General features: G+C 68.6%; 17 protein-coding genes. 7 read left to right on the top strand and 10 right to left on the bottom strand.

Annotated features, from left to right (window positions below):
- Positions 1 to 460 precede the first annotated feature (460 nt).
- From AC50X6_RS16930 to AC50X6_RS16900, 7 genes are all read left to right on the top strand, one after another.
- On the top strand, positions 461 to 1906 hold the full coding sequence (locus AC50X6_RS16930; protein WP_494967330.1) for a DUF6421 family protein: 1446 nt from the start codon (positions 461 to 463) through the stop codon (positions 1904 to 1906).
- On the top strand, positions 1903 to 2649 hold the full coding sequence (locus AC50X6_RS16925; protein WP_494967329.1) for an SDR family oxidoreductase: 747 nt from the start codon (positions 1903 to 1905) through the stop codon (positions 2647 to 2649). The genes AC50X6_RS16930 and AC50X6_RS16925 overlap by 4 nt, the downstream gene beginning before the upstream one ends.
- Before the next feature lie 63 nt (positions 2650 to 2712).
- Entirely contained in the window at positions 2713 to 3816 is a 1104-nt protein-coding gene (locus tag AC50X6_RS16920; RefSeq protein ID WP_494967332.1) for a threonine aldolase family protein, read from the top strand.
- Between the two features lie 182 nt (positions 3817 to 3998).
- Positions 3999 to 4643, top strand: a complete 645-nt coding sequence (locus AC50X6_RS16915; protein ID WP_494967328.1) for a DUF3000 domain-containing protein — start codon at positions 3999 to 4001, stop codon at positions 4641 to 4643.
- A 96-nt stretch (positions 4644 to 4739) separates the two neighbouring features.
- On the top strand, positions 4740 to 6119 hold the full coding sequence (locus tag AC50X6_RS16910; RefSeq protein ID WP_494967327.1) for an HRDC domain-containing protein: 1380 nt from the start codon (positions 4740 to 4742) through the stop codon (positions 6117 to 6119).
- Between the two features lie 233 nt (positions 6120 to 6352).
- Complete coding sequence (locus AC50X6_RS16905; protein WP_494967331.1) at positions 6353 to 7588, top strand: thiolase family protein; 1236 nt, start codon at positions 6353 to 6355, stop codon at positions 7586 to 7588.
- Entirely contained in the window at positions 7585 to 9777 is a 2193-nt protein-coding gene (locus AC50X6_RS16900) for a 3-hydroxyacyl-CoA dehydrogenase NAD-binding domain-containing protein (RefSeq protein WP_494967326.1), read from the top strand. The genes AC50X6_RS16905 and AC50X6_RS16900 overlap by 4 nt, the downstream gene beginning before the upstream one ends.
- A gap of 46 nt (positions 9778 to 9823) precedes the next feature.
- Here the strand turns inward: AC50X6_RS16900 and AC50X6_RS16895 are convergent, their stop codons facing one another.
- The 10 genes from AC50X6_RS16895 to AC50X6_RS16850 form a co-directional block, all read right to left on the bottom strand.
- Positions 9824 to 10084, bottom strand: coding sequence for an AAA family ATPase (locus AC50X6_RS16895; protein ID WP_494967325.1), 261 nt, complete (start codon positions 10082 to 10084; stop codon positions 9824 to 9826).
- 4 nt (positions 10085 to 10088) lie between these two features.
- Positions 10089 to 11333 (bottom strand): ABC transporter ATP-binding protein, encoded by a 1245-nt coding sequence (locus AC50X6_RS16890; RefSeq protein ID WP_494967324.1) that lies wholly within the window; start codon positions 11331 to 11333, stop codon positions 10089 to 10091.
- Positions 11330 to 12103, bottom strand: coding sequence for an energy-coupling factor transporter transmembrane component T (locus AC50X6_RS16885; RefSeq protein ID WP_494967323.1), 774 nt, complete (start codon positions 12101 to 12103; stop codon positions 11330 to 11332). The genes AC50X6_RS16890 and AC50X6_RS16885 overlap by 4 nt, the downstream gene beginning before the upstream one ends.
- Before the next feature lie 3 nt (positions 12104 to 12106).
- On the bottom strand, positions 12107 to 12940 hold the full coding sequence (locus tag AC50X6_RS16880) for an ECF transporter S component (RefSeq protein ID WP_494967322.1): 834 nt from the start codon (positions 12938 to 12940) through the stop codon (positions 12107 to 12109).
- 73 nt (positions 12941 to 13013) lie between these two features.
- Positions 13014 to 14084, bottom strand: coding sequence for a nucleoside hydrolase (locus AC50X6_RS16875; protein ID WP_494967321.1), 1071 nt, complete (start codon positions 14082 to 14084; stop codon positions 13014 to 13016).
- A gap of 32 nt (positions 14085 to 14116) precedes the next feature.
- A complete protein-coding gene (locus AC50X6_RS16870) occupies positions 14117 to 15094 on the bottom strand; it encodes an aldo/keto reductase (RefSeq protein ID WP_494967320.1) in 978 nt (325 codons plus the stop codon).
- Positions 15095 to 15166: 72 nt separating this feature from the next.
- A complete protein-coding gene (locus AC50X6_RS16865; RefSeq protein ID WP_494967319.1) occupies positions 15167 to 15385 on the bottom strand; it encodes a helix-hairpin-helix domain-containing protein in 219 nt (72 codons plus the stop codon).
- Positions 15386 to 15441: 56 nt separating this feature from the next.
- The gene (locus AC50X6_RS16860) at positions 15442 to 15999 is read right to left on the bottom strand and encodes a hypothetical protein (protein ID WP_494967318.1); all 558 of its coding nucleotides are present in this window, start codon (positions 15997 to 15999) and stop codon (positions 15442 to 15444) included.
- 136 nt (positions 16000 to 16135) lie between these two features.
- Positions 16136 to 18109, bottom strand: a complete 1974-nt coding sequence (gene dxs / locus AC50X6_RS16855) for a 1-deoxy-D-xylulose-5-phosphate synthase (protein WP_494967317.1) — start codon at positions 18107 to 18109, stop codon at positions 16136 to 16138.
- Between the two features lie 162 nt (positions 18110 to 18271).
- Entirely contained in the window at positions 18272 to 21112 is a 2841-nt protein-coding gene (locus AC50X6_RS16850; protein ID WP_494967316.1) for an aconitate hydratase, read from the bottom strand.
- Positions 21113 to 21164 lie beyond the last annotated feature (52 nt).

Raw genomic sequence — 21164 nt, 5'->3', positions numbered from 1 at the left:
TCGCCCAGGAACTCAACGCCCGACCACGCAAAACACTCGACTGGGACACCCCGGCCGAGCGTCTTCGTGCTTTACTGGAAGCCAGCTGACCTCGGGTGTTGCATCGACCCCTGGAATTCGCCGGGACCGGGCACAATGACACTATGTCCACCCGCTGTCCCCGACGCGGGGCATGTCCCTTTGGGCCGGTGTCCAGTCCAGCGGGACATGCCCATTCTTCGCACCCGGGACCGGGCACAATGACACTATGTCCACCCGCTGGCCTCGGCGCGGGGCATGTCCCCTTGGCCCGGATGGGCAGCGCCGCCACCGCTGTAGCTGGAGCCGCTTTGCTGACCCTCTTGCCACAGTCTTTCTTATGCTCGAAGCAATTTTGCATTAGGAGTCCTGATTGCTTGCTACGCTCGCTGTAGTTACAGACGAGCGACGCTCCCCGCAATCAGAAAGGCGCCTGCAGCCGATGACTACCACCGCTATCACCCCCGCCGCCCCCATTACCGCCGCCATCACCGCCAACTCCCCGGACTGGCAGCGGCTCAAGAGCGCCGCCATCGCACTGCAGGCCCTCCAGATCCAGGACGGATCCGTCCCGGAGGCCGCAAACCACGAGGCCGCCGAAGAGCACGTCGGCGCCATCACGGCCGCGATCACGGCTCTGGCCCCCGCCTTCACCCACGACGCGGGCTACCTCGAGCTGCTTGTGGCCGACTTCGGCAACTGGGCCGACGGCGGCTTCGGAGTGCCCGACTTCCTGGACTCCCTGCAGGCCTTCCAGCCGCAGCAGCACCGGGTCAACGGCCTGCAGCACCTCGTGGTCTTCCCGATGTACACGCAGAACGGCAGCAGCAGCCGGCTGGTCGAGGCCGTGCTGATTGAGGTCATCTGGCCGGAGTTCATCGCCGGGCTGGAAGAGGGCGAGTACTCCAACAAACTCTTCGTACCGATCCGTTTCCTCGACTTCACCCCGGGCTACAACACCAACTCCGCGGTATTGTTCCCGGAAACCGTCGCCGTCCGGGAAACCCCCACCTTCACCTGGGGTGCCATCTTCGCCGACCGCGAGGCCGCCCGCTTCCGCCGTGTGCTGCGCGCCGCCACGGACATCACCTCGCTGCAGCTGCCCGAGGACGCCGCCGCCCTGCTCGAGGACCAGGCGCTGACCCAGGAAACCTTTGTGATGTGGGACCTCATCCATGACCGCACCCACATGCGCGGCGATCTGCCCTTCGACCCCTTTATGATCAAGCAGCGGATGCCGTTCTTCCTCTACTCCCTCGAGGAACTGCGCTGTGATCTCACCGCGTTCCGCGAATCCGTGAAAGTCGAAAAGGACGAGGACGCTGATCCGGAGGCCCGTCGGCACGCCAAACTGGTCCAGTACGCCGTCATCTTCGACCGGATTTTCCGTTTCGCCATCACCGGCAGCCGCGTCCGGAACTACGACGGCCTCGGCGGGCAGCTGCTCTTCGCCTGGATGCACCAGCACCACGTCCTGCACTGGACCGACAGCAAGCTCAGCATCGACTGGGACGAGGTTGCCGACGTCGTGGTTGCCCTTGGCGCCCGGATTGAGGAGCTGTACTGGCGCTCGATCGACCGTCCAAAGATGGCCCACTGGCTCGCCGCCTACGAGCTGATCTCCGGCACGGTCACGCCCAACCCGGCCTCCGTCTGGGCCAAGGGCCCCGGCGCGCTGCCCCTGGCCGGCCCGCCGCGCGGCCTCACGGACCAAGTACTCGACGACGAGTTCCCGCTGTCCATGTTCTACGAGGCACTGGAAAAGAAGATGCGCCCGGTCATCGAATCCACGGCAGGCATCACGGGGTCCTCGGACGCCGGCACAGACACCAACCCGGACACCGGCACAACCGCCGGAGCGGCAGCTACAGCCATGAACGCCGGATGAGTGCCGGCCGCACCCTGACGGTGCTGGTCACCGGCGGCAGCGGGCCGTCCGGGGTCGCCACCGCGCGGGCCCTGCACGACGCCGGCCATAGGGTCTTCACGGTCGGCTCGGACGGACCCCGGATCGGGGCCGCCGCGGCGGCGGCCGGCAGCGGGGTCGTTCCGCTGGTCTGCGACCTCGCCTCCCTTGCGGAGGTGCGGTCGCTGCACGCCACGATCATCGCGGAGGCAGGGGCCGTCGACGGCGTCGTCCACCTCGTCGGCGGCTGGCGCGGCGCCAAGGGCATCACGGACCAGAGCGACGCGGACTGGGACTTCCTGGAACGCGGCGCCGTCACCACCTTGCGGAACGTCACCCGGGTCTTCTACGACGAGCTCGCGGCCTCGGACACGGGCCGCTTCGCCATGGTCTCCTCCACCGCCGTCGGCAGCCCCACCGCGGGCGGAGCAAGCTACGTCGCGGCCAAGGCGGCGGCCGAGGCCTGGACCCTGGCCGTCGCCGACGGCTTCCGCCGCGGGCAGACCGGTTCCGCCGGCCCCGGCAGTTCCCGGCCGGTGGAGCAGCACAGCGCTGCTGTGATCTTTGTGGTCAAGGCCCTCGTGGATGCCGCCATGCGGGCGAAGTCCCCCGAACGTACCTTTCCCGGCTTCACCGGTGTGGAAGAGCTGGCGGCCGCCGCCGTCGGGCTCTTCACCTCCCCGGCATCCGAGCTGAACGGCCGGCGGCTGGTGCTCAGCCGTTGAGCCGACCCGCCGAACTTAGCCGTTGAGGCCCGACCTCTCTACACTGAAAGCGTGAGCAAAGCGATGACCAGCACGGTTGACATCAGCACCGTTGAAACTGCCCCTGCCAGCACCGCGGTGCGGCTCCATGACCCCTCCGTCCGGGGCTTCGCCTCGGACAACTACTCCGGCGTCCATCCCGAGGTACTGGCCGCCCTGGCCGCGGCCAACGAAGGTCATCAGGTCTCCTACGGCGAGGACGACTACACCGCCCGGCTGCAGCAGCTGATGGAGGAGCACTTCGGCGAAGGCATCGAATGCTTCCCGGTCTTCAACGGCACCGGCGCCAACGTGCTCTCGCTGCAGTCCCTGCTGCCGCGCTGGGGTGCCGTGGTCTGCGCCTCCACGGCGCATATCAATATGGACGAGAACGGCGCCCCCGAGCGGATCGGCGGCATCAAGCTGCTCCAGGTACACACGGAGGACGGCAAGCTCACCCCTGAACTGATCGATAAGGAAGCCTGGGGCTGGGGCGACGAGCACCGCGCCCAGCCGCTGGCCGTGTCCATCACCCAGACCACTGAACTCGGCACCTGCTACACCCCGGAGGAAGTCCGCGCCATCGCGGAGCATGTCCACTCCAAGGGCATGAAGCTGCATATGGACGGCGCCCGGCTGGCCAACGCAGCGGCCCATCTAAACGTGCCGCTGCGGGCCTTCACCCGCGACGCCGGCGTGGACATCCTCTCCTTCGGCGGCACCAAGAACGGCCTGCTGTTCGGCGAGGTGGTCGTGGCGCTGAACCCGGAGGCCGCCCACGGCCTGATCTACCTGCGCAAGATGAACATGCAGCTGGCCTCCAAAATGCGGTTCATGTCCGCCCAGTTCATCGCCCTGCTCGACGGCGGTCTGTGGCTGCGCTCCGCCGCGCACGCCAATGCCATGGCGGCCCGGCTGCGCGCCGGCGTCGAGTCCATCCCCGGCATCGCGCTGAGCCAGAAAACCGAGTCCAATGGCGTCTTCGCCGTCCTGCCGGCGGGCGTCGCGGACCGGCTGCGCACGTCCTTCCGTTTCTACGACTGGAACGAGGCAACCCGCGAGGTGCGCTGGATGTGCTCCTTCGACACGACGCCCGACGACGTCGATTCCTTCATCGCTGCGATCAAACGCGAACTCGCTGCCACCTGAATCCCGGCAGGCAGCACCGCGCTACAGCTGCCGGGGCGCGCGCAGCACCCCGGCACCGGAACGCCCGGCACGCGCAGCACCCCGGCACCGGAACGCCCGGCACGCGCAGCACCCCGGCACCGGAACGCCCGGCGGCGGCGAGCCTGCCGGGCTTGGGCGCAAGCGTTGCATAATCTTCCAGTGTGAGCGCACTCGAGCAGGTTCCGGCAGATTTTCTCTTTGCCCTGGGAACCCTTCGCCAGGCACGGTGCCGCGGCGAGCTGCGGCTGGAGGAGATTCCGGCGCCCTCCCGGCTGGCACCCTTTGCCGTGGCACTCGGGGCCGAAGTCATTGCCGCGGGCGGCCCGGCGGGTTCCCTGGCGGCCCATGGCCCGGCCTCCGCGGCTTTTGAGCCGGCGTCCGGCAGCGAGGACGTCGAGCTGGCCACCGGCCGCTTCATCCTCCTCCACGACCCCGACGGCTCTGCCGTGTGGGACGGCGAATTCCGGATCGTCACGTACATCCGCGCCCAGCTGGAGCCGGAGATGGGCAACGACGAAATGCTCGGCTCCGTCGCCTGGGCCTGGCTCGTCGAGGCCCTGGAAAACCACTCCGCCCCCTACCGTTCCGCCGGCGGCACCGCGACGCGGGTGCTCTCCGAAAGCTTCGGCACGCTCGCCGAACGGCCCAACTCGATCGACATCGAACTCCGCGCGTCCTGGACCCCGTCCAGCCCGGACATCACCTCGCATCTCGAGGCGTGGTCGGACATGGTCTGCACCTTCGCGGGCCTTCCGCCGCTGCCCGACGGCGTCACATCCCTTCCACGCAGGCGCAGACAGCCGTGATAACGGGCCCGAGCAGCTTGCCACCCGGCGCGGCTTTGGACCGTGAGCGGCCTGCAACGCCGGGTGCTGTCCACTTGTCGGTAAACTGAAGCCATCATGACCCCTCACATCCCGGAAATCACCACTGCCGCCGCCATACCCGTCACTACAGAGGCCGGACCAGGCGCTTCAGAGGCCCCTGATATCGCAGCCCACATCGCGGTGGACGGCTTCGACAGCCTGGTCCCCGAGGTCATCGACCTCGATGCCCCCCGCGACGGCGTGCCGCTCGTCATTGAGACCCAGTCCGGCCTGGAGCGATGCGCCGCGGCTCTGGCCGCAGGCCACGGTCCTGCGGGGGTGGACGCCGAACGTGCCTCGGGTTTCCGCTACGGCCAGCGCGCCTTCCTCGTCCAGATCCGCCGCGAAGGCGCCGGCACCTGGCTGATCGATCCGGAGCCGTTCGAGGACCTGCGGATCGTCAACGACGCCCTGCGCGGCGTCGAATGGATCCTGCATGCGGCCAGCCAGGACCTGCCCTGCCTGTCCGAACTGGGCATGTGGCCGGACAAGCTCTTCGACACCGAGCTGGCCGCCCGCCTCGCCGGGCTGCCGCGCGTTGGCCTCGCCGCCGTGATCGAACAGCTGCTGGGCTTCGGCCTGGCGAAGGAACACTCCGCCGCCGACTGGTCCACCCGCCCACTCCCGGAACCCTGGCTGCGCTACGCGGCCCTCGACGTCGAGGTCCTGACCGAACTGCGCGAGGAACTGATCGAGCTCCTCACCGCCGACGGCAAGCTGGACTTCGCCGGCCAGGAGTTCGCCGCCCTCCTCGAGTCCGGGCAGGCGCCGCCGCGCGTCGACCCGTGGCGTAAGACCTCCGGGCTGCACCAGATCCGCGACCGCCGCCAGTTGGCTGCGGTCCGCGAACTCTGGGTCGAACGCGACTCGCTCGCCCAGAAGCGCGACGTCGCCCCGGGCCGGCTCCTCCCGGACTCGGCCCTCGTTTCCGCCGCGAAGGCCATGCCCGGCACCGTGCCGCAGCTGCTGGGCACCAAGGGTTTCCACGGCCGCGCGGCCCAGCGCGAGGCCCCGCGCTGGCTGCGCTGCATCAGCGCGGCCCGGACCCTCGAGGACCTTCCTCCCCTGCACCTGGCCACCAATGCTCCCCCGCCGCCGCGGGTATGGGCGGAACGGGACCCGGATGCCGCCGCGAGGCTCGCCACCGCCCGGCCCCTGCTGCAGGCCAAGGCCGAGGAGATCAACATGCCGCTGGAGAATCTGTTGACGCCGGACTACCTCCGCCGGATCGCCTGGCGCCCGCCGGCCGAGCTGAGCGAGGAAGGCATCGCTGAGGAGCTCCAAAACCTCGGCGCCCGCCAGTGGCAGATCCAGCTCGCCGCGCCGCTCATCACCGAGGCTTTCCTGAACCCCCGGCCGCTGCCGGCCAAGGCAACCCAGGCAGCTTCCGGGACAGAGCCCGACGGCGTCCGCTAAGCCACGGGCGCAGCACTCCTTGCCAGCTATGTTACCCACGAGTAACATGTTGCTTAATGTCGCCCGGATTCCCGCCACCCTGGCACCTCCTGCCACGGGTGCGGCTCCGGCATCCATGTCTCAATGAGGAGTATCACGTGAGCCAAGATCGCCCAAACGGACAACCCAGCAGCGGAAACCCGAGCAGCGGACAACCCAGCAGCGCGAATTCCCGCACGGCAGGTTCCCGCGCCGTGCGCGACGTCGTTTTCGTCGACGGTGTCCGCACCCCGTTCGGCCGCGCAGGAGAGAAGGGCATCTACGCCGGAACCCGCGCCGATGACCTCGTGGTCAAGTGCATCCGCGAACTGATGCGCCGCAACCCGTCCCTGCCTGCGGAACGCATCGACGAGGTGGCCATTGCCGCCACCACGCAGACCGGCGACCAGGGCCTGACCATCGGCCGCACCGCGGCCCTGCTTGCCGGACTGCCCCGCACGGTGCCCGGCTTCGCGATCGACCGGATGTGCGCCGGCGCCATGACCGCCGTGACCACGACGGCGAGCGGCATCGGCTTCGGCGCCTACGACGTCGTGATCGCCGGCGGCGTGGAGCACATGGGCAACCACCCGATGGGCGCCGGGGCGGATCCCAACCCGCGCTTTATGTCCGAACGGATCGTGGACCCGGCCGCCCTGAACATGGGCAACACCGCCGAAAACCTGCACGACCGCTTCCCCGCCATCACCAAGGACCGCACCGATGCCTACGCGGTCGCGTCCCAGGACAAGCTCGCCGCCGCCTACGCGAAGGGCCGGATCCAGCCCGATCTGGTGCCCGTCGCCACGATGAAGCCCGGCCAGGGCTGGACCGTCAACACCGTGGACGAGCCGCCGCGCCCCGGCACCTCGGTGGCGGACCTCGCCGGCCTTAAAACCCCGTTCCGTGCCCATGGCCGCGTCTCCGCCGGCAACGCTGCCGGCCTGAACGACGGCGCCACCGCCGCCCTGCTGGCCTCCGCCGACGCTGCCGAGGAGCTCGGCCTGCCGGTTAAGATGCGCCTGGTCAGCTACGCCTTCGCCGGCGTGGAGCCCGAAGTCATGGGCATCGGACCGGTTCCCGCCACCGAAAAGGCCCTCAGGAACGCCGGCCTGGGCATCAAGGACGTCGGCCTCTTCGAAATCAACGAGGCCTTCGCCGTCCAGGTCCTCAGCTTCCTGGACCACTTCGGCATCGCCGACGACGACCCCCGGGTCAACCGCTACGGCGGCGCGATCGCCGTCGGGCATCCGCTGGCTTCCTCCGGTGTCAGGCTGATGAACCAGTTGGCACGACAGTTCGAGGAGGACCCGGCCGTCCGCTTCGGCATGACCACCATGTGCATCGGCCTGGGCATGGGCGCCACCGTGATCTGGGAAAACCCGCATCACGCCGGCTACGGCACCGCTTTCCCCGATACCACCACCACCGAGACTGGAGCCGCAGCATGAGCGCCGCAGATTTCCGCAAACTTGCCGACCTGTTCCCGAACGAAACGGTGACCCGCTCCTACGTCCAGGACATCCAGCTCCCAGCCGTAGGCGGGAAGACGACTGGCGGGAAGAGCCCCGGCACCTTCGCGCTGGTGACCCTGGACAACGGCCTGGACCACTCCAAGCCGACCACCCTGGGTCCCAACACCCTGGTGGAACTCGGCACCGTCCTGGAAGGGCTGAAGGAACGCGCCGCCCGCGGCGAGATCGCCGGCGTCGGCGTCACCGGCAAGCCATACTTCCTTGTGGCCGGCGCGGACCTGTCCACGGTGAAGTCCATCAGCGGCCGCGAACACGGGCTCTGGATGGCCCAGCTGGGCCACGATGTCTACGCCACCCTGGCCAACCTCGGCGTGCCCAGTTTCGCCTTCATCAACGGCCTCGCCCTCGGCGGCGGCCTGGAGATCGCCCTGCAGTCCACCTACCGCACCGTCTCCACCGGGGCCGGTGCGCTGGCCCTGCCCGAGGCCTTCATCGGCCTCGTTCCGGGCTGGGGCGGGGTGTACATCCTGCCGCGGCTCATCGGCCCCGAGAACGCCCTCAAGGTGATGATCGAGAACCCGCTGAGCAACAACCGCACCCTCACCGGGCCGCAGGCTTTCAAGCTCGGCATGGCGGATGCGATGTTCGAGCCCGCCGACTTCGTCGAGCAGTCCGTCGCCTGGGCCGCGAAGGTCATCGCCGGCGCCGTGACGCCGGAACGGGCCAACGCCGTCGACCCCGCCGAACCGGAGGTCGCCGCCCGCTGGGCCGCCGCCGTCGCCGGGGGACGGGCGTTCGTGGAAGCCAAGACCTCCAACGCCTCACCGGCGCCGGCGAAGGTCCTGGACGTCATGGAAGCCAACCGCACCCTGAGCCAGGCACAGTCCGCCGAGCTGGAATGCGCAACGCTCGCGGATCTTATGCAGACCGACGAGTTCCGCTCCACCGTCTACGCGTTCCTGGATCTCGTGCAGCGGCGTTCCAAGCGCCCCGCCGGAGCCCCGGACCGCAAGCTGGCCCGCCCGGTGACCAAGATCGGCGTGGTCGGCGCCGGGCTGATGGCGAGCCAGCTCGCCCTGCTCTTCGCCCGCCAGCTCAAGGTGCCCGTGGTCATGACGGATATCGACCAGGCCCGCGTGGACAAGGGCGTGGGCTACGTCCATGCCGAGGTGGACAAGCTGCTGGCGAAGGGGCGCATCAGCTCCGACGCCGCCAACCGGACCCGGGCGCTGGTTTCCGGTTCGGTTTCCAAGGAGGCCTTCGCTGACGCCGATTTCGTCATTGAGGCTGTCTTCGAGGAGCTCAACGTCAAGAAGCAGGTCTTCAAGGAGGTCGAGGCGATCGTTTCGCCCGAGTGCATCCTCGCCACGAACACGTCCTCGCTGTCCGTCACCGCGATGGCCGAAGACCTCGAGCATCCGGAGCGCCTGGTCGGCTTCCACTTCTTCAACCCGGTGGCCGTGATGCCGCTGCTGGAAATTGTGCGTGCGCCGAAGACCGACGACGCCGTCCTGGCGACCGCGTTCGAGCTCGCCAAAGGGCTTAAGAAGTCCGCCGTCCTGGTCAAGGACGCCCCGGCGTTTGTGGTCAACCGCCTGCTGCTGCGCCTAATGGGTGAAGTGACCGCGGCCTTCGACGAGGGCACGCCCGCCGAGGTGGCGGACAATGCGCTGCGCCCGATGGGGCTGCCGATGACGCCGTTCGTCCTCGGCGCCATGGTGGGCCTGCCGGTCGCGCAGCACGTCCAGGAATCGCTGCACGCGGCGTTCCCTGACCGCTTCACCGTCTCGGCGAACCTGCAGAATCTGATCGACAGCGGCGTGAAGTCCATCTGGGCCGCGCCAAATGGAACACCGGAGAAGGGCCCGGACGGCAACCCGTTCATCCCGGCCGAATCCCTGGCGCTGATGACGTTCGGCAACGAGCCCTCAACTGCCGAGCAGGTGCTGCGCCGCACCCAGGATGCGCTGGCGGCGGAAATCGGGCTGATGCTCACCGAGGGCGTCGTGGCCGGTCCGGAGGACATCGACCTGTGCATGATCCTCGGCGCCGGCTGGCCGATGTTCCTTGGCGGCATCACCCCGTATCTGGACCGGGTGGGGGCCTCGGAGCGGGTCAACGGCAGGAAGTTCCTGGCGGCCGGGGTGGCGTCCGCGCCGGCCTAAGCCCGGTCTGCCCAGCCGCGGGCGTCCGGGACAGCGGCGGCAGGCTTTAGAGCTGGTGGAGCCTGCCGCCGCGCAGGTCCAGCGTCCTGTGCGCGTTCGCTTGCGCGAACTGCCGGTCATGGGTGACCAACACGACGGCGGCGCCGCGTGCGGTGGCGTGGTCAATGGCCTGTGTCAGCAGGTCCAGTCCCTGCCGGTCCAGTCCGATCGTGGGCTCATCCAGCGCCAGCACCGCCGGTTCCCGGGCCAGGACCGTGGCCAGGACCAGCAGCCGCTGTTGTGAAGCCGGAAGCTCCGCCGGGTGCATCTCCTCAGCATCGGCGAGCCCGACGGCGGCCAGCGCCTCGCGCGCGCCGGGCGGCCTCCCCCGCCCCGAACAGCCGGCCAAGCCCGAAGCTGATTTCCCGGCGGACCGTCCGCTCAAAGAGCTGGTCCCGCGGCTGCTGGAACAGCAGCCCCACGGAGGCCGCGACGCGGCCGGGCGCGACACCGGCGATACTTTTCCCTTGAACGCGCACTTCCCCGGTGTGCGGCCTCAGCAGTCCATTGAAATGGCGCAGCAGGGTTGACTTGCCGGCACCGTTGGGGCCCGTGACGGCCACGATTTCGCCGGGGCGGACGGTCAGCTCCAGGCCGCGAAGCACTTCTGGCCGCGGGACGTCCCGGGACGGTCCGCCGGGGCTCCGGTAGCCGTAGCCGACGCCGCGCAGTTCGAGGGTCGGGGCTGCCCCCGGCGCACGGGTGGACATGTCCCGCCGGCCCGGTGCAGCGGAGGACATGTCCGCCACGACGCCGGCCCGCCCCGGCTGCGGCGACGTCTCCAGATCTGCGGGCGTGCCACTCGCTGTCACAGAACCGCCGTCGAGGATGATCCAGCGTGCGGCCGTGCGGGCCAGCCCGTCCGCCGCCTGACTGAGCAGTACCACGGCGGTGCCGGCGTCGAGCAGCCCGCGAATGAGCCCCAGAACCTGGACGCCGCCTTCCGCATCGAGGGAGGCCAGGGGTTCGTCCAGCACCAGCACCTCCGGACGCGTGATGATGGCACAGCCCATGGCCAGGCGGCGCAGTTCGCCGCCGGATAACGTGCCGGGGTCCCTGTCCAGCAGTGCCGCCAGCCCGGTCAGGGCGGCTGTTCTGGCCACCTCGCGGCGCATCTGCTCGCGCGGCATGCCGCGGTTTTCCAGGCCGAACGCCAGTTCCTCCGCCACGGTGGAACGGACCGAGGACAGCATCGCGGCCGCGTCCTGGGGGACGTAGGCCACGCGCTCCGACCAGACGGCGGGGTTGATCCGGGGATCGTCCCCGCCGCCGCGGAACGTCAGGAGGGTCTCCCCTAGCTGCAGGCTGCCACTAAAGCTGCCCGCCTGGCCGGGCCGCAGCCAGCCGGCCAGCACTTTGCCTAGTGTCGTCTTGCCGCTGCCGGAACCGCCCAGCACCGCGGTCAGTGTGCCGGGCCCGGCGTTCAGCCGGATCCCCCGCAGCGCGGGGACGGTGGCCCCGTGGAACGTGAAGGTGTTGATGCTGGCGGCCAGCACGGGCCGGACGGAGGCAGTCATGCGTCCCCGGCAGCCGGCCAGGAGGCGACGAGCCGCCAGGTGACGCCGGCGGCCGCGAGCAGCAGCAGCACCGCCCGGATCCGCTGCTGGGCAGCCGAATCCGGGACCTCGCGGTAGCTTGTGCGCGGTCCCGGCCGGCCAAAGCCCCGGGCGTCCAGGGCCTGCGCCCGGCTGCCGGCGTCGTCGATGAGTCCGAGGACCAGCGGGACCATTTGCAACCGCGCCGCGCCGAGCCTGGCCAGCAGGCCGCCGCCGAGTACCAGCCCGCGGGCTTCCTGGGCCTGCCGGATCCTGACCAGCCGGGTGGCCATGGCGGGAAGAAGCGTCAGGGCGGACGCCAGGACGAAGCCGAACTGCGGTGGCACCCGCCGCGCGGTCAGGGCGGCGACGAGGTCCGCGACGCTGACGGTAAAGGAGAACAGCAGCAGGACCAGCACACAGGCGGCCGTTCGCGCCCCCAGTTCGAGGGCAAAGCCCAGCCCCTCGGCGGTCACGCGGGCCGGGCCCCAGCTGGCCAGGACCGTACGGCCTTCCGGGAAAAACAGGCCGTGCAGCATCAGGAGGGACAAAACCAACGGAAGCAGGATCGCCGCCGCGGCAGCCATCACCCGGCGTCCGACGCCGGCGCGAAAGGCCAGCCCAACCGCCGCGAGGGCAACGGCGGCGGCCAGCGGCCAGCTGGCTGCCGCCGTCGTGATCACCGTAGTGGACCCGGCGGCCGTAAGCGCGGTCAGCGGATGGAGGCGCCGGCGCACGTCATCGGAGGACATGGCTCAGGGGGAGGACGTTGCCGGGGCCTTGCCCGCGAGCACCCGGAAGCGGCGGACAAAAGGGAACTGGAAGGTGGTGCGGCGAGGCAGGGCGTAAGCCAGGAGCGCCGCAATGGCGAAGACGATTGCCTTGTCCATCGGGTCCGAGATGAGTGCCTGCTTGGTGATGGCGGCCAGGAGGGTATCGCCCATGGCACGGAAGGCGCTGACAATTGCGCCCGTTCCCAGGCCGGAGGTGCCGCCGAAGACGAAGGCGGCGATCGGGGCGGAGACGACGCCGGCGAGGATGCCCGTGACGAAGCCCGCCACCGGCGCGAGGTAGAAGCGGCGGAACAGCCCGCCGCGGGCGGCCAGCCCGGCCAGGAAGCCGATGAGCGCGGCTCCTGCCGCGAACGGCAGGACGGTGGGGTTGAAGAAGGACCACACGACGCTGCTGAGCACTCCGGTGGCGGCGCCGGCCGCCGGTCCGGCGAGGACGGCGATCAGGACGGTCCCGATCGCATCGAAGTAGAACGGCAGCCCCGTGGACCCCATGAGCTGGCCCAGCACGACGTTGAGGACCAGGGCGACGGGCATCAGGACCAGGGTGGAGGTGGGCAGCACCGGCAGCATCGCGAGAAGCAGCAGCACCGCGCCGAGCAGGAACCCGCCGAGCGCCACCAGCGCGGAGAAGCTGGCCGGTCCGCCGGCGATATCGGCCGGCTGGGTGAGAACGAGGAACACGTAAGTGGCGGCGATGGCTCCGGCACCGGCGAGTTCGAGCAGGCGGCGGCCGCGGCCATCCGCCTCCCGAGACCCGGGGCCGGTAGCGGGGTGGATCAGGGACGGCTGTGACATGGGATGGTCCTTCGGCTGGGAGCTACAACATCCGCCTCATGTCACCTCGGCGCAGTTACCATCCTAACGAGTGTCAGCCGGTGCCGGCCCTGTCCTGGCCGGACCTGTCCGCGCCGACCCGCCGGGCCAGAGCACCCACGGAGGAAATCAGCTCCTCGAAACACTGCTCCGGGTCGTTGGAGTCCACTATCCGCGCGTTCGGCGGCAGTCCCCACAGGCCGCGGAAGTCCGCCACCGTGGTACCGATGAGCAGCGGCGACTCGATTTCGACGTCGACCGTGGCCAGCCGGGCGGTGAAAGGGGTCCGGCCGGCCGCGGCGCAGGCTGCGAAGGCGTCGTGCATGTGTGCCACGTAACCCTGGTCGTAGAGCCGGTGGAAGTCCAGGTAGAACCGGATCGCGTCGGAGAGGCAGGCCACCAGCGGATTATCCGAGGTGCTGCGCAGTCCTTCGGGCTGTTCAGGCAGGACAAGTTCCGGCCCGGCGCCGGCCGCCTCGGCGAGGCGTTTAAGGTGTTCCGGCCGCATTTCGATCCGCTCGGTGGATTCCAGCGCGCAGACGAGCGGCAGCTTGACCTCCGGGAGGCCGCGGTAGGCCTCGAAGACTTCCTTGGCGGCGTGCGGGTCCACCGAGACGTTCCATTCCGCCGTCGGCGTGGTGTTGCCCTGGTAGTAGAAGCTGCCGCCCATGATCACCAGGCCCTTGAGCAGCCGCGGCAGCTCCGGTTCGCGGCGCAGGGCGAGGGCAAAGTTGGTCAGCGGACCAGTAATCAGCCCGGTGATCTCGCCCGGGCGGGCCCTGACCTCGTCCACCCAGACGTCGACGGCGTGGCGCGCTGAGATTTGCTGGGCGGGCGGCGGCAGTTCGGCGTAGCCGATCCCCTGCGGCCCGTGGGTCTCCTCGGTGGTGACCAGCGGAATCTCCAGCGGCACCTCGGCGCCGATGGCCACCTCAATGCCCTGCCGGCCGCACAATTCCAGCAGGGCCAGGTTGTTCAGCGCCACCTGCCGGGCCCCCACATTCCCGGCGGTGCACGTGATGGCCTGGAGGTTCACCTCCGGCCGGGACAGCAGGTAGACCAGGGCGAGGGCGTCGTCGATGCCGGTGTCCACGTCCAGCAGGACAGTCTGCGTCGGAGCGGGCACCGTCAGACCCCGGCCGGGTGGAAGGGCGCCATTTAGAATAGCGCGACCTTGGGCGTGCGCGGGAAGAGGTCGTTCAGTTCGGCCAGTTCCGCGGCGCTGGGGAGCCACGCCACGGCAGCGGCGTTCTGCCGGACCTGCTCGGGCCGGGTGGCTCCCGCGATGACACTGCTGACCGAGGGCTGGGCAGCGAGCCAGGAGAACGCCACCTGGATCTCGTTCAGGCCCCGCTCCGCGGCGAAGGCGCTGAAGGCGCCAAGCTGTTCCCAGTCGGCGTCGTGGACCAGGTTGGTGCGCGTGTGGCTGAGCCGGGATCCCTCGGGTGCCGTGTCCTTGGCATATTTGCCGGTCAGCAGGCCGTTGGCGAGGGGGAAGTACGGCAGCACGCCCAGGCCGTAGGCAACGGCTGCGGGCGTGACCTCGAGTTCGGCCCGGCGGTCCAGCAGGTTGTAGTGGTTCTGGCTGGAGATGAACCGCGCTCCTCCGCGGCCCCGGGCCACGAATTCGGCCTCGGCAATCTGCCAGCCGGCCCGGTTGGAGTGGCCGAGGTAGCGTACCTTGCCGCTGGTGACGAGCTCGTCGAGGGCCGCGAGGGTCTCATCGATCGGGGTCAGCGGGTCGGGGACGTGGAACTGGTAGAGGTCGATCCAGTCGGTGCCGAGCCGTCGCAGCGAGGCCTCCGCGGCCTTGATGATGTAGCGGCGGGATCCGCGGGCGCCGAAGTCGTTCCCGTTCGCCCCGCGCATGTCCATGCCGAATTTGGTGGCGATGACCGCGTCGTCACGGCGCCCCCTGAGGGCGTTGCCCAGCATCGTCTCGCTGAGGCCCGGCTCCCGGCCGTAGGTGTCCGCGACGTCGAAGAAGGTGATGCCGGCGTCCAGGGCCGCATGCACGACGGCGTCGGTCCCGGCCTGCGACCCGGTGGCCGTATTGGCCCGGCCAAGATTGTTGCAGCCGAGTCCCACCACGGAGACGGTCAGTCCGGAATTTCCTACGCGTCGGTATTCAGTCATGGGATTCAGCCTATATCGGGCCGGCAAGGCGATCGGGCACGCCTGCCGCCGGACCCCCGGGCGGGTAACCCGCTAATTCCGGGGCAGCTCCAGGCCGTGTTCATCCAGCGCGTCCTGCAGCTGCGCGAGGGTGCGCGGTCCCATCCCGTGCAGGCCGGAGAGTCTCTGCCCGCCGAGCTCCACCACTTGCTCGAGGGTCTCCACACCCTCGTGGGCGAGGGCCCGGCGGGCGGGTGCCGCAATCCCCCGCGGAAGCGGGGTCCGGCCGGGTTCAACTGATTTTGGCGTCATGCGGACTGCCTTCCGATCGAAGTCCCCCACAACAATTGTGGACGTTGCCGGTGTTGCTAGAGGCTGAAGCTGTTCGCGGGCTTCGGTGAGTGCTTGAGCCTGAAGGACGTCTCGCCGAACGGTGCCGCGCCGATGCTCAGCTTGGTGAAGTCCAGGTCCTCACCGCGAACGCACACCTTGATGGCGCTCACGGCCTTATTCACGTCCGGGGTGAGGATGATGATATTCAGCTTGGAGTCGGTAAATTCGGAGCGGTCCACGACGCCCAGTCCGCGCCATGCCAGGTGGCTGATCAGGGCGTCCTTTGCTTTCTCTTCGAGGTAGCGGTCCCGGTCCGTGCCGTGCTTGGTCTTAAGCGCATACTGGGCAACCACCCAGAACTGCTCCTGCTCGGGGATCTCGGCGAAGCCGTCGTCGGCGCACTGTGCGGCGAACGCGTCCATCAGACCCTCAGCGGCGGCCGCGTCGGCGACATCGGTCTCGTCGGTCTTGCTCTGGTGCCCGACGACGCCGTGGTTCATCACGAACTGGCTGTAGTCCTCGTCGAACCAGGCCTCCCTGAAGTCAAGGACCCCTTCGTCGCTGCGTTTGTAGACCCGGATAATTCCGCTCATGCCTGTCCTCTCCTGAACCTTTCGCGGCCGGCGCCGTCAAACGGTGGCTCTTGTGCCTTCACTGCCTGGTAGAGCTGATGTGTTTCCGGGTTGATCCGGGGCACCGGATCGCCCGTCGTCAGGCCCTCGGGGACCCTTACAGAATCGGCAGGCTGCCGGTGCTGGGGTGTTCCTGCCCGGGGAGGGGCCGCGCGAACGGCACCTTGGTCCCCAGGACCTGCGCGACGACGTCGTGCGTGATCTGCTGGGCGGTCAGTCCGACGCGGGCCAGGACCTGGCTGCGGGTTCCGTGGTCCAGGAACTCGACCGGGAGGCCCACCTCGTTGAGGGCCGTGTCCACTCCGGCGGCCCGCATTTCCTGCCGGATCCGGGAGCCAACGCCGCCGGCGCGTACGCCGTCCTCGATGCAGATGACCAGACGGTGGTGCGAGGCGAGGGCGATGATGGAGTTCCGGACCGGGAGGACCCAGCGGGGGTCCACCACGGTGGAGCTGATTCCCTGCGCTCCGAGCCGGTTCGAGACGTCCAGCGCGAGTTCGGACATCGCGCCGACGCTGACGATCAGGACATCGTTTTCGCTTGAGCCTGCGGGGCGGCGGGCGAGGACATCGACGCCGTCGCTGAGCCGTTCCACGGCTTCAACCTCGGCACCGACGCTGCCCTTGGAATAACGGATCACGCTGGGCGCGTCCTCGATCGAGACGGCCTCACGTAGTTCCTCGCGCAGCCGGGTGGCGTCGCGGGGTGCGGCCAGGTGAAGTCCGGGCACGATCTGGACCATGGCCATGTCCCACATGCCGTGGTGGCTGGCGCCGTCGGGTCCGGTGACGCCGGCCCGGTCCAGGACGATGGTGACCCCTGCCTTGTGCAAAGCCACGTCCATCAGCAGCTGGTCGAAGGCGCGGTTCAGGAAAGTCGCGTACACGGCGACGACGGGGTGCAGCCCGCCGAATGCCATGCCCGCGGCGGAGGTTAGGGCGTGCTGTTCGGCGATCCCGACGTCGAACACCCGCTCGGGGTGCCGGGCCGCGAACTTGTGCAGCCCGACGGGGATCAGCATGGCGCCGGTGATGCCCACAATGTCTTTGCGCTCGTCCGCGATATCGGCGATCTCGTCGGCGAACACGGCGGTCCAGGACTTAGAGCCGCCGACCTCGGTGGGCTCGCCGGTCTCCGGGTCGATGATCCCGACGGCGTGGAACTGGTCTGCCTCATGGGCGCGGGCGGGCGCGTAGCCGTGGCCCTTTTCCGTCATGGCGTGGACAATCACGGGTCCTGCGTAGTTCTTGGCGGTGGAGAGGGCGTGCTCCATGGCCTGGAGGTCATGGCCGTCCACAGGGCCGATGTATTTCATGCCGAGGTCCTCGAACAGGCCCTGCGGGGCCCACCAGTCCTTGATGCCCTTCTTCATGGCGTGCAGGCTGCGGTAGGTGAACTGGCCGACGGGTCCGCCGTTCTGCAGCTTCCGCCGCCACCAGTCCAGGGTGCCTTCGTAGGCGGGCGCGGCGCGGAAGGAATCAATGGTGGGGCGCAGCGAGGCGAGGTGATCCGCGAATCCGCCTACGGTCGGGGCGTAGGAGCGGCCGTTGTCATTGACCACTATCACCACGCGGCGTTTCCTGTCCGCGGCGATGTTGTTGATGGCCTCCCAGGCCATGCCGCCGGTCAGGGCGCCGTCGCCCACGACGGCGATCACGTAGCGGTCACCGTCGCCGGTGAGCCGCCGGGCGCGGGAGATCCCGTCGGCCCAGGACAACGAAGAGGAGGCGTGTGAGCTTTCGACGATATCGTGCTCGGACTCGGCGCGGTCCGGGTAGCCGGAGAGGCCGCCCTGCTGGCGCAGCGTGCTGAAGTCCTGGCGTCCGGTGAGGAGTTTGTGCACGTAGGACTGGTGCCCGGTGTCGAAGACGATGCTGTCGCGGGGTGAATCGAAGATCCGGTGCACCGCGATGGTGAGCTCAACGACGCCGAGGTTGGGGCCGAGGTGCCCTCCCGTCTGGGAGACGTTGCCGATGAGGAAGTTCCTGACGTCGGCTGCCAGCTGTTCCAGCTGCGCCCCGGACAACTTGCTCAGGTCCTGCGGATTCCGGATGGTCTCCAAGATTCCCAACGGCCCCTCCTTCGGGTGGTGGACATGCCGTATAACTCTAACGCCTCCGGACTGGCCCCGGTGCCCGATGTTTGGCCGGAATGCTGCCCGGGATGCTGGCGGGAACGCGAAGGCCCCGGCCGGTCAGTGACCGGCCGGGGCCTTCGCGTTTACCGCGGGTCCCTACGCGGAGATCTGGCGCAGCACGTACTGCAGGATTCCGCCGTTGCGGTAGTAGTCCGCCTCGCCCGGGGTGTCGATGCGCAGGACCGCATCGAAGGACGTGATGGCGCCGTCTTCCGCCGTTGCCGTGACCTTCAGCGTCTTCGGCGTGGTGCCGTCGTTGAGGGCGGTGACGCCCTCAACCGCGAAGGATTCCGTCCCGGTCAGCCCGAGGCTGGCAGCGTTCTGGCCGGCCGGGTACTGCAGGGGCAGGACGCCCATGCCGATCAGGTTCGAGCGATGGATGCGCTCGTAGCTTTCGGCCACAACGGCCTTGACACCCAGCAGCGCGGTGCCCTTGGCGGCCCAGTCACGGGACGAACCGGAGCCGTACTCCTTGCCGGCCAGGACCACCAGCGGGATGCCGGCGGCCTGGTAGTTCTGGGCGGCATCGTAGACGTAGGCCTGCGGGCCGTCCGCCTGCGTGAAGTCGCGGGTGAATCCGCCCTCAACGCCCGCTCCGTCGTTGAAATCAGCCAGGATCTGGTTCTTGATCCGGATGTTCGCGAAGGTGCCGCGGATCATGACCTCGTGGTTGCCGCGGCGTGAGCCGTAGGAGTTGAAGTCCTTGCGCTCCACGCCGTTGGCCAGCAGGTACTGCCCGGCCGGGGTATCCGACTTGAAAGAACCTGCCGGTGAGATGTGGTCCGTTGTGACCGAGTCGCCAAGCGTCAGCAGCACGCGGGCGCCGGTGATGTCCTTGACGGGCTCCGGCGTCGCCTTGATGCCGTCGAAGTACGGGGGCTTCCGGACGTAGGTGGACTTGGGATCCCAGGCGAAGGTGTCGCCGGCCGGGGTGGAAAGGGCCTTCCATCGGTCGTCGCCGTCGAAGACGCCCTCATAGCCGCGGGCGAACATGTCCTTGTCGATCGAGGAGTCAATGACCTGCTGGACCTCGACCGGGTTCGGCCAGATGTCCTTCAGGAAGACGTCGTTGCCGGCCTGGTCCTGGCCCAGCGCGTCGGCTTCGAAGTCGAAGTCCATGGTTCCGGCGAGGGCATAGGCGATGACCAGCGGCGGGGAGGCCAGGTAGTTCATCTTCACGTCCGGGTTGATCCGGCCTTCGAAGTTGCGGTTACCGGAGAGCACCGCGGCGACGGAAAGATCGTTGGCCGCGATGGCCTCGGAGATTTCGGCGTCGAGCGGGCCGGAGTTGCCGATGCAGGTCGCGCAGCCGTAGCCGACGATGTAGAAGCCGAGCTTCTCCAGGTACGGCGTCAAGCCCGACTTGTTGTAGTAGTCCGTGACGACCTTGGAACCGGGAGCCACGGAGGTCTTGACCCACGGCTTCGAGGCCAGGCCCTTCTCGACGGCGTTGCGGGCCAGCAGTGCAGCAGCCAGCATCACGGACGGGTTGGACGTGTTGGTGCAGGACGTGATCGACGCGATCGAGACTGCACCGTGGTCCAGCTCGAACTCGCGGCCGTCGGCGGTCTTGACGTTGACCTTGTTGGACGGGCGGCCGTTGGACGTCGGGCCGTGCGCGTGCGGGGCGTCGTCCGTCAGGTGCGTTCCGGAGGCGGTGAAGGACGGTGCGTCCGAGGCGGGGAAGCTCTCGTCGATCGCTTCGTCCAGGCTTCCGCCGGCCAGCTCTTCCTTCACATAGTTGCGCAGGTCCTGGCGGAACTGGGCCTTCGACTCGGTGAGGATGATGCGGTCCTGCGGGCGCTTCGGGCCGGAGATCGACGGAACAACCGTGGACAGGTCCAGCTCGAGGTACTCGGAGAACTCGATCACCTTGGAAGGGTCGTGCCAGAGGCCCTGTTCCTTCGCGTATGCCTCGACGAGGGCGACGTTCTGCTCGGACCGGCCGGTGAGGCGCAGGTAGTCGAGGGTGACGTCGTCGATCGGGAACATGGCGGCAGTCGAGCCGAACTCCGGGCTCATGTTGCCGATCGTGGCGCGGTTGGCCAGCGGCACAGCCGCGACACCTTCGCCGTAGAACTCCACGAACTTGCCCACCACACCGTGCTTGCGCAGCTGTTCGGTGATGGTCAGGACGACGTCGGTGGCGGTGGCGCCGGCCGGGATGGACCCGGTCAGCTTGAAGCCCACGACGCGCGGGATCAGCATGGAGACGGGCTGGCCGAGCATGGCAGCCTCGGCTTCGATGCCGCCGACGCCCCAGCCCAGCACGCCCAGGCCGTTGACCATGGTGGTGTGCGAGTCGGTGCCGACGCAGGTGTCCGGGTAGGCCCGGAGGACGGTGCCGGTCTCGGTGTCCACCTCGCGGGTCATGACGGTGCGCGCAAGGTACTCGATGTTGACCTGGTGCACGATGCCGGTTCCCGGCGGGACCACCTTGAAGTCATCGAACGCCGTCTGGCCCCACCGCAGGAACTGGTAACGCTCACCATTGCGCTGGTACTCGATCTCCATGTTGCGCTCCAGTGCGCCGGAGTTGCCGAAGGCGTCGATCTGCACCGAGTGGTCAATCACCATCTCGGCCGGTGCCAGCGGGTTGACCCGCTTGGGGTCGCCGCCGAGTTCCTTGACTGCTTCACGCATGGTGGCAAGGTCCACAACGCAGGGCACGCCAGTGAAGTCCTGCATGATCACGCGCGCCGGCGTGAACTGGATTTCAGTGTCGGGCTCGGCGCTGGGATCCCAGCCGGCCAGTGCGCGGACGTGGCCGGCCGTAATGTTGGCGCCGTCCTCGGTCCTCAACAGGTTTTCAAGCAATACCTTGAGGCTGAACGGAAGGTTTTTTGCACCTTCAACGGAGTTCAACCGGAAAATTTCATATTCGGTACCGGCTACATTAAGTTTGCCTTTTGAACCGAAGCTGTCCACAATGCTCATCGCAGGACTCCTCTCGCAACAGTTTCATCTTTGTCGCGCCGCAGACCCCTTA

The organism is Pseudarthrobacter sp. HLT1-7 (genome assembly GCF_059383435.1).
The sequence above is the reverse complement of the archived record's forward strand: the minus strand, read 5'-3'. Positions and strand labels throughout refer to the sequence as shown.